Origin of the sequence: Bradyrhizobium sp. NAS96.2, assembly GCF_001908235.1 — a bacterium.
GTDB lineage: Bacteria > Pseudomonadota > Alphaproteobacteria > Rhizobiales > Xanthobacteraceae > Bradyrhizobium.
In genome coordinates, this window is sequence record NZ_LGHK01000038.1 from 36,111 (window position 1) to 46,278 (window position 10,168).

Sequence of the window (10,168 nt, forward strand, 5' to 3'; positions counted from 1 at the left end):
GGATCGCCCGGTCGAGCCGGGCGATGACGGCTGAGGATGGGGACGCAGTGGCGGGGCAGCAGTTCGCCGCGCCTCCTGACGCCGACGGAACAACGAGCCCGAACCCTGATCACGCTGCCCCGTGTAGCCGGTCGATTTGAGCCAAGCCGTCCAGGACGCTTCGCGATGATCCCCGTGATGGGCGCGTTTCTGCGCGACCTATGGTCACCGCGTATGCCCCAAAATAATAGGAACGGATCGGTGCCAGCCTGATTTGGCCTTCATATCCCCAATCCGTGGAACGGCTTCGGAGCGTTACCTGCCCACTGCGGACCTGCCCGACCGATCGGGCGAAAGGTTGCGCATGATGGACAGCCCCCTTCGCAACGAACTCCTGGCGCTTCTTCCTCCTCGTGACTTGCAGTCACTGACGGCGAAGTCGAACGTCGTGGAATTCACTCAAGGCGACGTGGTCCAAAAGGAGCACGAGGAAGTCACGGATATCTACTTCCCGCTATCGGGCATGCTCTCGCTGCTCGTCGTTCTGAGAGATGGCCGAATGGCTGAGACTTCGGTCGTTGGCCGGGAAGGCTTGATCGGTGCCCGCGCGGGCCTTGGCTCACAGGCATCGCTGGTCCGCATTGTCGCTCAATTGCCGGTGCGCGCCTTGAAGATTTCGATGGAGGACTTCCGGGCGATCCTGGCAAGCAGCACCGCAATGGCGGAAATATGCCTCAAGAATGCTGACATATTGCTGGACCAAGCCCGGATCACGGCCGCCTGCAACTCGCTCCACCTTGTCGAGGAGCGCTTCTGCCGCTGGCTGCTTCACGCAGCGGATCGGGCTGAAAGCGACCAATTCGACCTCAAACAGGAATTGCTCGCCCAGATGCTGGGCGTGCGCCGCACCACCATCACGGATACCGCCAAGGATATTCAAAAGCGGGGAGCGATCACCTATTCGCGCGGGAAACTGCAGATCCTGAATCGCCGCCTTCTGCTGGCCAATTCGTGCGAGTGCTACGAGTTGCTGAAGCGAACCGGTTCCTAATTCTTTATCCCTCCCGGCGCAGAATTAAGTCGACAACCCGACATAAGGGGAGTCTACTGACCCGATCACTGCTCAGCCCTCGGCAACCATCAGTGATGAGAACGCCAGTTGCGCTCCCGCCCAACTCAGGGGAGCTGCGCCATGCAAAAGCGGCGTCGTTTCGAGCAAACGCAAACGCTTCGAGATCGCCTCGCCTCCTATGCACAGCAAGCGCGCGAGCTTGCTGCCGCCCTCCCGCCCTGCCCCAAGAAAGAGGATCTGCTCTGCAAGGCGCGGCAGGCCGACACGGCGTCGCATCTGAACGAATGGGTCAGCTCGCCTGGACTGCAGCCGCCGAGATAGTCATGAACGAGAGAAAATCCTCGGCCTTCACGGTTTCGGGCGCCGGGCTTTTCCTCAACGTAGGTCATCGTTCTCGATCTTACAGACGAGGAAACCGCACTCGACGTCGGCTGCCCGATTGCGGCCCTCGCTGGACGGACGCTCACCGTCCGGAATGATGAGGGCCTCTCGCAACCTTCGAGGGCGCGAGAAAAAATTAGGAACCTGTTTTGGTTCAAATGTTTTCTCGCTATGCCACGATTTTATTTCGACTTCCACGACGATGGCGGGATCTCGGTTGATGAGACCGGCGCGGAATTCCCGAGCCGGGAAGCCGCGCAGCGAGAGGCGCTGGAAACGCTTGGGCTCGTTGCCCGTGATCTTGGCTATCGACAAGCGCAAGGCCGTGTCGCAATCCATGTCCGGGACGGCGGCGCTCCGCCGTTTCTCGAAGTTGTCGTCACGTTTGAAGCCAGGTCTCTTTGAAGCCAAGCCTCTTGGCAAATAAGGATATCTGGTTCGCAGCCAGCTTTCCGCGAGGGACTCGCTTGCGACGTCAGGGCCGGAGGAAAGATAGAGGCAATTCGATAGAGGCAGCAGAGGCTCGCGAGTCCGGTTTCCGACTTATAGCAACCTTCCCTCAGCCAAGTCGTTTGCCCACATCACCGGCCAAGGCTTGGCCTGTAGGCGTCGGTGGCTGAGAGACCAACCGCGCTCCCGCCTGCAAAAACAAGGGAGCAGCGTTATGACTAAACGTCGGCGTCGCGTGCGCCAAACCGAACCGTTGGAAGAACGTCTCGCCCAGGAGGCAAACGATCTGCGCGAGGCGGCGAAGGCCCTTCCTCTCGGCCCCAGGCGCGATGCGCTGCTTCGCAAGGCGCGCCAGGACGAGACGGCCGCAGAGATGACCGAGTGGCTGACTTCGCCGACCTAAGGCCACCGATCTGGGAAAGCTTTGGATCAGCAGAACGCGTACCGACCGATTGAAGATGGGCGAGCCCGAAAATGCCAGTCGACGAGATCGAATATCAGGGCCATCGACTAACCATCGTCGAGCAACGCGGCGGCGGCTATCTGGTCGAAATCACACCCCTTGCCGGCGGGCCAACGATCCGAACGCAGACCTTCCAAAGCACCCAGGAGGCGATCGCCAGGGCCAAGGCGACCCTTGCGAAGCATCCCGGCACGCGATGAACTGCGTTGGCGCATCTGATACAGATCGAAAACTTGCACCCAACGAACAGAACGCTGTTGACGCGTACCGAGACCCGTCAGCTATTCCGGTTGGACCACCGGCGAACAGAAATTAGGAGGCCCCGTTTGGAACCAAGCGGAACACCGGGAGTCGATTCGAAGCTCCCGACTTCAGCCCCCAAGCCCATCGGGAGTAGTGATCCCTGGCGCTGTGAAACCTCCGGCGCTGGGGGTCGCTGGTTGACCGGCCAGGACCCGGAATCCGGAACACCTATAAGCGATTTGCGCCCCGAACAGAGACAGCCTTATTGCCTTGGATGACGGGTTTCGAAAATGAAGGCAGCTTTGAACACGGCGCCGTCTTCCGTCCGCACCTCGATTGCAACGTCGTGCCGGTCGTCCAGCGCTGCAAAGTCCCTCGCCAGTTCGCCGAGGGTGCGGGCGGCTTCCATCTCGGCGGACCTTTGATCCGGGAATTCCAGGCCCTCTTCATCCGGATAGAGCCCGGTGCCATCTCTGATATCGAAGAAATAGCGCAGCATCCGATCGCCTCCGTCATGGTCGGCGGCCACGGTCAACAACTGGAAGCCCAGGGAAATCGTTCCCAGCTGGGTGGCAACCGCCTCTCGCTCATGGGAACTGCGGCGCGCCCGATCCCGCTTGCGCCCGTGGAGCACTGCGCGTTGCGCCTCCCCCGAAGGACGCGCCGGTCATCCCGCTACAACGTCTGACCGCGTCCCGACAGCGTCGAGCTGCCGCCCCTCATGATCCATATGCAGATAGTTCGGATTGAACAGGCCTGCGCGCATCAGCCGGTCGAGATTGGGGACGGACAGGGTCTTGCCCTTGAGCACGATCAGCCCCTCGGCGCGCAACTCCTGCAGGGTCCGGTTGACGTGGACCTTGGAAAGCCCGGTGGCGTCGGCGAGATCGCCCTGGGTCAGGGGGAAGTCGCAGCTGTCGCCCTGGGTCAGGCCGGCGAGGCGCAGCCGAAGCCAGATCTCGCAAAGCAGATGGGCGATCCGCTCCAGCGCGGTGCGCTGGCCGAGGCTCATGGTCCATTCGCGCTGGATCGCCGCATTGACCAGGGTTTCCCACCAGAACGCAGTGACGATGCGCGGATGCCCGGCTGCGACCTTGTCGAAGAACTCGCGCGAGAGATCGGCGATCGACACCGCGGTGATGGTGCCGATCGAATGATCCATCTCGCGCAGGATGAAGACATTCACGTCGCAGATGTCGCCGGGCAGGAAGAACGACACCACCTGACGCCGGCCGTCCTCGAGCTGCTTGTAGCGATAGGCCCAGCCGGACAGGATCAGATGCACATCCTTCGGCTTCTCGCCTTCACGGACGATATCGACGCGCGGCGCAAAATGGCGGACGCGCTCGGTCGACGCGCGATTGAGAATGATGTGGTCTACCGGCGAAAGCCGTACAAACTGCTCCAATTTCCGGACTAGCGACGCCAACGACATTGATCTCCCCGCATGTTTAATCGGGTAACTGCCGGGCCGTTTTCAATAACGTATGTTACATTGCACAGCTATTGACGTATGTGCACAAGTGTACAGACGCCAGAGGACGCGACGGTTATTGTCCTCATGCGCCGTACAGCTCAGTCATCAGCACCCCGTCGCTCTTGAGGCGCAGGCCTTCCGGGATTTGCCGCCGCTCAGACGAGCGGCACGCCATAGTAATCATTCACTGCACGTGTGGTGCCGATGTCGGCCCAATTCCAGTCCCGCTCGCTGCCGTATTTCGGCGCGCCGCGCAGCTGGCTCTCGGTCACGCCGGTGACATAACCACCGAGCCTCGTGTCGTATTTGAGCGATTGCCAGGGCAGCGGATAATGGTCGTTGCCGAGGCCGAGAATGCCGCCGAAGCCGAGCACGGCATAGGACACACGGCCGCTCTTCTTGTCGATCATCACGCGCTCGATCGAGCCGATCTTGCGCTCGTCCGAGCCATAGACCGCGGTGCCTTCGACCTTGTCGCTGCCGATCAGGTTTCCGAGCTCCCTCTCGTCCATCGCCATATCATTCTCCATTGATCTCCCGAGGGGCCAACGATGGAGCAGGGTCTTCGTTCCTGTCACGTTGCCGCAGTTGCTGCACAGCAAAACACGGTTCAGCCGGTCGGGGGATCTCCGCGATCGTCAGCCGTCATGCCGGATCCCGGGGTTTTGTCGGCGTCGTTCAACTTCGGATCCCGCGTCGCTTCGGGCTTTGCCGGTTTTCGCTGATCCGTCTTGTGGGCGGTCTGCGCGCGCGCCTTGTCGGCCGGCTGCTCCTGGCCCTTGTCGTCTTTCACGATGCCGTGGTTCGAATGTGCCATTGCTCGTTTCCCTTGGTTGGTTTCCCTCGGTTCGATTCCTTTGGCTCAATTGCCTTGAAGCTATGCGGGCCCCGGCGATGCAATTCGCCGAGGCCCGTCACCGGAGTGGTCCACTGCCTTCGGGGAGCAAGCAGCGAACGTGTGAGCGTTACGCATGGCGCCGAAGATCGTTCCTGCGGTGCTGACGGCGATTTCGTTTAAGCCGATGTCATGGGTTAACGACGCCCTCCGGGGAACATGCCTAGTATCCCTGGTTCCAGCGAGGAGGCGGCATGAACAAGAAGAAACGCAACAGGTCACGACCGCCCGGATCATTCGAGGAACGCCTGCAAAAATTCGCCGAGGATTCGCGCATTGCAGCACGCAAGCTGCCGCCGGGACGGGAGCGCGAAACGTTGATGAAGAAAGCGAGGCAGACCGAGACCGTGATGGAAGTCAGCGAGTCGCTGACACTCCGCAAATAGCCGCAAAGGCCGGAGCAAGCTGCGATGGGAGAGCCGCGATGATCGAGGAACGATTTGACTCACGGACGCTCGCCGCCATGAATTTTGCACTCGACCACGTCTGCGCCAGCGCGCTTCACGGCGAGGAACATGACACCCGCAGGCGCGTTGCCAGATACATCATCAAATGCGCCAAGAGCGGCAGGACGACGCTCTCCGAGCTGACCGAAGCCGGGCAGCAGGCGCTGGCCAAGGTCACCGCCACGGCGGGATAATCAGCACAACCTGCCTTGCCTGCAGCGTGCCCTGCTGCTCTGGCCTTCAGCAAAGGCAGATACCCATGCGCATTGCAATCAGCATCGGCCTGCTGGTCTTCCTGGCCGCCGTTGGCGTCTACGCCTATGAAGGGCTCACCGTAGACGCTCCGGTGCCGACCTACGGCATCGTCATGTTCACGATCGGAATTGCGGTTCTTGGCACGGTCTGCGTCGGCCTGATGGGCCTCTTGTTCTATTCCAGCCGCCGCGGCTACGACGAGCCGCCGCACGTGAAGCGGTAGCGCGGGACGAATAGTTGTTGCCCCGTCATCCTGAGGAGCGCGTAGCGCGTCTCGAAGGATCGACGGCCACCGGCCGCGCCGATTCATCCTTCGAGGCTCGCTCCGCTCGCGCCTCAGGATGACGGGTACACATTCCCTCCCCGCGTCATTGCGAGCGAAGCGAAGCAATCCATCGCGCCGCAAGCTGAGGCATGGATTGCTTCGTCGCTTCGCTCCTCGCAATGACGGCGGAGAGCATCTGCCCTCTTCAACGCGACTCGGCCGCCGGCACACGGGCGCGAATCTCCGCGATCTTGCGCTTGAGCGACGCCTGCCGCGGATCGGGCATGATGGCGGCGCGGGCCTCGGTGATGGCGGCGGCAAGGTCGGGAAGCGCGAGCACGCCGTCGAAGGTCGGCTTGACCAGCCCGTCGATGATCACGTGCCAATCCGCGATGCCCTGGCGATAGGGATCGCCGTAACCCTGGATCATGGTCGCGGTCTCGACGATGGCCGGGGCTGCGGCCGGCTGCTTGGTCAGGCTGCGGTCGATCATGTGCAGCCAGCGCTCGACCCAGACCCGCTCCTTGGCATAGCGCCCCGAGAACAGCCGCCAGCGTTTCAGCCCCGCCTCGATCCTGAGCCGGCGAACGCTGAAGCGGGTGTTGGCGCTGAAGCGGATCGAGACCCGGCGGCGGCGCCAGCCGAACTGATCGAGCACGGCAAGCACCGGATCGGCGACCATCTCCGGCAAGGCATCGATCAGCTCGTCGAGGCGGAGCTTCTTGACGTCGTCGGCGGAGCGCGCCGGAAGGCCGCCCGCCGCATTGACCTCGCCGAGCTTGAGCTGCGCGATGCGGATCGCATCCTCATAGGCCATGCGCTCCGCCATCAGCCGCGCGATCTCGGCGAGCAACGCGTCGTCGACGCCGCGGCGGCCGACGAAGCGCTTGAGCCGGTCGATATAGAGCTGGGCGTAGCTCGTGCTCTGATAGGCGATCAACAGATGGATGGCCTCGGTGACGGCCGGCCTGAGATGATCCGGGCAGGCGTCGGGCAGCACCGGCGGCCCTTCGTCCTCATCGCCGATGATATCGGCAAACAGGTAACGGAGCGAAGCCAGCAGACTGTCGTCATCCGGCACTGCGGCGCCTCCAGAACTGGTCGCGGGGCTCACGCAGGTTTTGGCTCCGCGACCTGTGGGGTGGCGTGCTGCGCGAGCCGCTGCTCGAGCGTCGCGATATTCTGGAACAGACGGGCGCTGAACAGACGCAGCAGGTAGAAGCCGAACGCCGGGTTCTGGACGTAAAGCTGCTCGACCTGGTCATAGGTCACCGACAGCACCATGCCGGTTTCGGCGCACTCCAGCGTCTGGGTTCGCGTGTTCGACGGCGACAGCATGCCGAACTCACCGACGAGGGCGCCGACCGGCAGCTCGATGCCGGATTCGACCAGGCGGAAGCGGCCGCTGACGATGTAGAAGATGCTGTCGGCCTTCTCGTCCTTGTAGAACAGGACCTCGCCCGCGGTGCATTTGCGCTCCGTCGTGAACGGCCGGAGCCAATCCATCGACAGATCGCTGTTGACCGATTTCTTCACGCTGCGGACCAGTTGCAACATCTGGTGCAGACGATAGGTGTTCACCGGCAGCAGCACGGCATGCAGGATCAGCGTCGCGTAATTGTGGGTCGGGACCGCGGTCGCGATCAGGATGATGTTGGTCAGGATGGCGAAGACGCGCAACGGGATCATGGTCCGCATCGACAGCGTCGCGACCACGAAGATCGATGCGAAGAAACTGCCGGCGGCGCCGGCGTGCTCCGCGAGATGTGAGGTATCCATCGGAAACCAGCCAATGCTCAAGAAGTGAACAAGATCGCCTTATTAGTCGTTTCATTCCTGCCGAGGTTGCCTGTCCTCGCGTCGGCGGCCAGCATCCCTGATATACGGGGGAAAAGCGACGATTTGTCTGATTTCTCACATTCGCGGGCGCAAAAACGGGCCAACATGGTTAGGCCATTCGTCCAACATATGGGACTTTCGCCGCGATCACGCCGCCGCGGCCTGCGCGTTGACGGCCTCAACCGGGAGAGGCACGTTGTGACAAAGGCTCCGCCGCTCGCAGGGCCTTGATTCCAGCAGTTCAGCGACAGGCAAGCTCCGTTCCGATGTCCAAGCCGCTCGTCCTTCCGGCCTTGACGCGCTTCGTTTCCGCCACCGCCGGCCGCAACATGACCACGGCGGCCTATGTCGCGGTCACGGTCGGCGTCGCCATGATGACGCTGCTGACGGTCACGCCGGCCTATGACGCGGTGCCGCACTGGGTCGATGCGCTGCTGTGGGTCTGCCTTGCCTATTTCGTGTTCGAATGGCTGGTGCGGCTGCGTCACATGCGGCGGCAGGACAAGTTCTGGTTCTACCAGCTGTCCAGCGCCGGCATCGTCGATGCGATCGGCGCGCTGGCGGTGCCGCTGGCGCTGCTCGCCGGCCTCGAGCCGAAGACCGCATGGCTGCTCGGCGTGCTCTGGGTGCTCAAGGTGGTGCCGGGCATTCCCGGCCTGCGCCAGCTCCGCCGCGTGCTGGTGGTCGAATCCGGCCCGCTGCTCAGCGTGCTCGTGATCTTCCTGATGGTGGTGTTCCTGGCCTCGGTCGCCGAATACTTCCTGGAGCGGGACGTCCAGCCGCAAACCTTCGGCAGCGTGCCGGCGGCGCTGTGGTGGGCGGTGGTGACGCTGACCACGACCGGCTATGGCGATGTGGTGCCGATCACCCCGCTCGGCCGCATGGTCGCCGCCATGGTGATGATCTCGGGCCTCGGCGTGTTCGGGTTGTGGACCGGTATTCTGGCGACCGGCTTTGCCGCGGAGACCCGCCGCGACAATTTCCTGAGAACCTGGGAGACCGTCAGCAAGGTGCCGTTCTTCGCGCATCTCGGCCCCGCCGCGATCGCCGACGTCACCCAGGTGCTGCGGACCATCGACCTGCCGCCGCGCACCATGATCATCCGCAAGGACACCAACGGCGACTGCATGTATTTCGTCGCCGCCGGCGAGGTCGAGGTCGACCTGCCCGGACGCAAGGTCAAGCTCGGCGAGGGCGCGTTCTTCGGCGAGATGGCGCTGCTCGGCAACGCCAAACGCGGCGCCAGCGTCGCGACCAGCAAGGTGACCCGCCTGTTGGTGCTTGACCTGGTCGATTTCCGCTTGTTGATGGCAAGGCATCCCGATCTCGCCGAGACCATCGACGCCGAGGCGAAGCGGCGCGAACGTGAGAACCAATGATGGAGACCAAGATGGCTGACGCGGCCGACACCGCCAGCGGACCCGTGCTCGAAATTGCGGGCGCGCGCGCCACGATCCGCCTCAACCGGCCGAAGCACCTCAACCGCCTGCAGGCCGAGGACCTCGGCGAGCTCGTCCGCCTGTTCGACCGGATCGAGGCCGATCCCGCGATCCGGGTGCTGGTGCTGACCGGAACCGGCCGGGCATTCTCGGCGGGCTACGATCTCAACTCGGTGGCCGAGCGCGCGGTGAGCGCCAACGAGCAGCAGAGCGCGGGCTCGGCGTTCGAGGTCGTGGTCAACCGCCTCGAGGATTTGAGCGTGCCGACGATCTGCCGGCTCAATGGCGGCGTCTATGGCGGCTCGACCGACCTTGCGCTCGCCTGCGACTTCCGCATCGGCGTCGATACCGCCGAGATGTTCATGCCGGCGGCGCGGCTCGGCCTGCACTATTACAAGAGCGGCATCCAGCGCTACGTCACGCGGCTCGGCGTCGACAACGCCAAGATGCTGTTCCTGACCGCGCAGAAGATCACCGCGCCGGAGATGCTGCGGATCGGCTACCTCACCGCGATGGTGTCGCTCGACCTGCTCGACGAGGAGGTCGACAGGCTGGCGACGATCCTGGCCGGCAACGCACCGAAGGCGATGGCCGGCATGAAGCGCGCGATCAACGAGTTCGCCCGCGGCGAGCTGGATGAGGCCGCCGCCGACGCCCGCCACCGCGACAGCATGCGCGGCGACGAGATCAAGGAAGGCATCAAGGCCTTCGCCGAGAAGCGGGCGCCAAGGTTTTAGGGCACCGCCCCACACTATCAGCACCGTCACCCTGAGGAGCGCGCATCGCGCGCGTCTCGAAGGGTCAACGGCCCGGCTGCTGGCCGTGCATCCTTCGAGACACGCTACGCGCTCCTCAGAGTCTGACTCATAAATCATCGCCCCCTATCTGCAGCGGCAAGTCTGCGGGTCAGGAGTCTGATGTGTGCAATCAGCAGCCAGGCAGCTTCGGTTGCCACCGTCGCCTC

16 protein-coding genes are annotated in these 10,168 nt (G+C 63.2%); 9 read left to right on the forward strand and 7 right to left on the reverse strand.

Annotated features, from left to right (window positions below):
- Positions 1 to 343: 343 nt before the first annotated feature.
- Both AC628_RS10485 and AC628_RS10490 read left to right on the forward strand, forming a co-directional pair.
- Complete coding sequence (locus AC628_RS10485; RefSeq protein ID WP_074126771.1) at positions 344 to 1,030, forward strand: Crp/Fnr family transcriptional regulator; 687 nt, start codon at positions 344 to 346, stop codon at positions 1,028 to 1,030.
- A gap of 141 nt (positions 1,031 to 1,171) precedes the next feature.
- Positions 1,172 to 1,372, forward strand: coding sequence for a hypothetical protein (locus AC628_RS10490; RefSeq protein WP_074126772.1), 201 nt, complete (start codon positions 1,172 to 1,174; stop codon positions 1,370 to 1,372).
- Positions 1,373 to 1,426: 54 nt separating this feature from the next.
- On the opposite strand, the gene AC628_RS42050 is transcribed toward AC628_RS10490, so the two are convergent.
- A complete protein-coding gene (locus AC628_RS42050; protein WP_083632760.1) occupies positions 1,427 to 1,843 on the reverse strand; it encodes a hypothetical protein in 417 nt (138 codons plus the stop codon).
- A 253-nt stretch (positions 1,844 to 2,096) separates the two neighbouring features.
- On the opposite strand from AC628_RS42050, the gene AC628_RS10500 reads away from it, so the two are divergent.
- A complete protein-coding gene (locus AC628_RS10500; RefSeq protein WP_074126774.1) occupies positions 2,097 to 2,285 on the forward strand; it encodes a hypothetical protein in 189 nt (62 codons plus the stop codon).
- Between the two features lie 71 nt (positions 2,286 to 2,356).
- A complete protein-coding gene (locus AC628_RS10505) occupies positions 2,357 to 2,545 on the forward strand; it encodes a hypothetical protein (protein ID WP_074126775.1) in 189 nt (62 codons plus the stop codon).
- A gap of 305 nt (positions 2,546 to 2,850) precedes the next feature.
- On the opposite strand, the gene AC628_RS45950 is transcribed toward AC628_RS10505, so the two are convergent.
- The 4 genes from AC628_RS45950 to AC628_RS10525 form a co-directional block, all read right to left on the reverse strand.
- Entirely contained in the window at positions 2,851 to 3,222 is a 372-nt protein-coding gene (locus tag AC628_RS45950) for a DUF6894 family protein (protein WP_349510109.1), read from the reverse strand.
- Positions 3,223 to 3,255: 33 nt separating this feature from the next.
- The gene (locus AC628_RS10515) at positions 3,256 to 4,017 is read right to left on the reverse strand and encodes a Crp/Fnr family transcriptional regulator (RefSeq protein WP_074126789.1); all 762 of its coding nucleotides are present in this window, start codon (positions 4,015 to 4,017) and stop codon (positions 3,256 to 3,258) included.
- Between the two features lie 203 nt (positions 4,018 to 4,220).
- Positions 4,221 to 4,583, reverse strand: coding sequence for a PRC-barrel domain-containing protein (locus tag AC628_RS10520; RefSeq protein ID WP_143201534.1), 363 nt, complete (start codon positions 4,581 to 4,583; stop codon positions 4,221 to 4,223).
- A gap of 92 nt (positions 4,584 to 4,675) precedes the next feature.
- Positions 4,676 to 4,882, reverse strand: coding sequence for a hypothetical protein (locus AC628_RS10525; RefSeq protein WP_074126777.1), 207 nt, complete (start codon positions 4,880 to 4,882; stop codon positions 4,676 to 4,678).
- A 272-nt stretch (positions 4,883 to 5,154) separates the two neighbouring features.
- On the opposite strand from AC628_RS10525, the gene AC628_RS10530 reads away from it, so the two are divergent.
- The 3 genes from AC628_RS10530 to AC628_RS10540 all read left to right on the forward strand — a co-directional run bounded on the left by AC628_RS10530 (position 5,155) and on the right by AC628_RS10540 (position 5,884).
- Positions 5,155 to 5,346, forward strand: a complete 192-nt coding sequence (locus tag AC628_RS10530; RefSeq protein WP_074126778.1) for a hypothetical protein — start codon at positions 5,155 to 5,157, stop codon at positions 5,344 to 5,346.
- A gap of 38 nt (positions 5,347 to 5,384) precedes the next feature.
- A complete protein-coding gene (locus tag AC628_RS10535) occupies positions 5,385 to 5,600 on the forward strand; it encodes a hypothetical protein (protein ID WP_074126779.1) in 216 nt (71 codons plus the stop codon).
- Positions 5,601 to 5,665: 65 nt separating this feature from the next.
- Positions 5,666 to 5,884 (forward strand): hypothetical protein, encoded by a 219-nt coding sequence (locus tag AC628_RS10540; protein WP_074126780.1) that lies wholly within the window; start codon positions 5,666 to 5,668, stop codon positions 5,882 to 5,884.
- A 247-nt stretch (positions 5,885 to 6,131) separates the two neighbouring features.
- Here AC628_RS10540 and AC628_RS10545 read toward each other — a convergent pair whose 3' ends face one another.
- Both AC628_RS10545 and AC628_RS10550 read right to left on the reverse strand, forming a co-directional pair.
- A complete protein-coding gene (locus AC628_RS10545; RefSeq protein WP_074126781.1) occupies positions 6,132 to 7,007 on the reverse strand; it encodes a DUF6537 domain-containing protein in 876 nt (291 codons plus the stop codon).
- A 29-nt stretch (positions 7,008 to 7,036) separates the two neighbouring features.
- Positions 7,037 to 7,705, reverse strand: a complete 669-nt coding sequence (locus AC628_RS10550; RefSeq protein ID WP_074126782.1) for a Crp/Fnr family transcriptional regulator — start codon at positions 7,703 to 7,705, stop codon at positions 7,037 to 7,039.
- A gap of 326 nt (positions 7,706 to 8,031) precedes the next feature.
- Between AC628_RS10550 and AC628_RS10555 the strand changes: the two genes are divergently transcribed.
- Positions 8,032 to 9,144, forward strand: coding sequence for a cyclic nucleotide-gated ion channel (locus AC628_RS10555; RefSeq protein WP_074126783.1), 1,113 nt, complete (start codon positions 8,032 to 8,034; stop codon positions 9,142 to 9,144).
- Positions 9,145 to 9,155: 11 nt separating this feature from the next.
- Entirely contained in the window at positions 9,156 to 9,941 is a 786-nt protein-coding gene (locus AC628_RS10560; protein ID WP_074126790.1) for an enoyl-CoA hydratase/isomerase family protein, read from the forward strand.
- Positions 9,942 to 10,168 lie beyond the last annotated feature (227 nt).

What these genes read in the sequence shown, in the direction of transcription:
- AC628_RS10485 (WP_074126771.1), top strand. Translation starts at nt 344, where the DNA reads ATGATGGACAGCCCCCTTCGCAACGAACTCCTGGCGCTTCTTCCTCCT.
- AC628_RS10490 (WP_074126772.1), top strand. Translation starts at nt 1,172, where the DNA reads ATGCAAAAGCGGCGTCGTTTCGAGCAAACGCAAACGCTTCGAGATCGC.
- AC628_RS10500 (WP_074126774.1), top strand. Translation starts at nt 2,097, where the DNA reads ATGACTAAACGTCGGCGTCGCGTGCGCCAAACCGAACCGTTGGAAGAA.
- AC628_RS10505 (WP_074126775.1), top strand. Translation starts at nt 2,357, where the DNA reads ATGCCAGTCGACGAGATCGAATATCAGGGCCATCGACTAACCATCGTC.
- AC628_RS10520 (WP_143201534.1), bottom strand. Translation starts at nt 4,583, where the DNA reads ATGGCGATGGACGAGAGGGAGCTCGGAAACCTGATCGGCAGCGACAAG.
- AC628_RS10525 (WP_074126777.1), bottom strand. Translation starts at nt 4,882, where the DNA reads ATGGCACATTCGAACCACGGCATCGTGAAAGACGACAAGGGCCAGGAG.
- AC628_RS10530 (WP_074126778.1), top strand. Translation starts at nt 5,155, where the DNA reads ATGAACAAGAAGAAACGCAACAGGTCACGACCGCCCGGATCATTCGAG.
- AC628_RS10535 (WP_074126779.1), top strand. Translation starts at nt 5,385, where the DNA reads ATGATCGAGGAACGATTTGACTCACGGACGCTCGCCGCCATGAATTTT.
- AC628_RS10540 (WP_074126780.1), top strand. Translation starts at nt 5,666, where the DNA reads ATGCGCATTGCAATCAGCATCGGCCTGCTGGTCTTCCTGGCCGCCGTT.
- AC628_RS10550 (WP_074126782.1), bottom strand. Translation starts at nt 7,705, where the DNA reads ATGGATACCTCACATCTCGCGGAGCACGCCGGCGCCGCCGGCAGTTTC.
- AC628_RS10555 (WP_074126783.1), top strand. Translation starts at nt 8,032, where the DNA reads ATGTCCAAGCCGCTCGTCCTTCCGGCCTTGACGCGCTTCGTTTCCGCC.
- AC628_RS10560 (WP_074126790.1), top strand. Translation starts at nt 9,156, where the DNA reads ATGGCTGACGCGGCCGACACCGCCAGCGGACCCGTGCTCGAAATTGCG.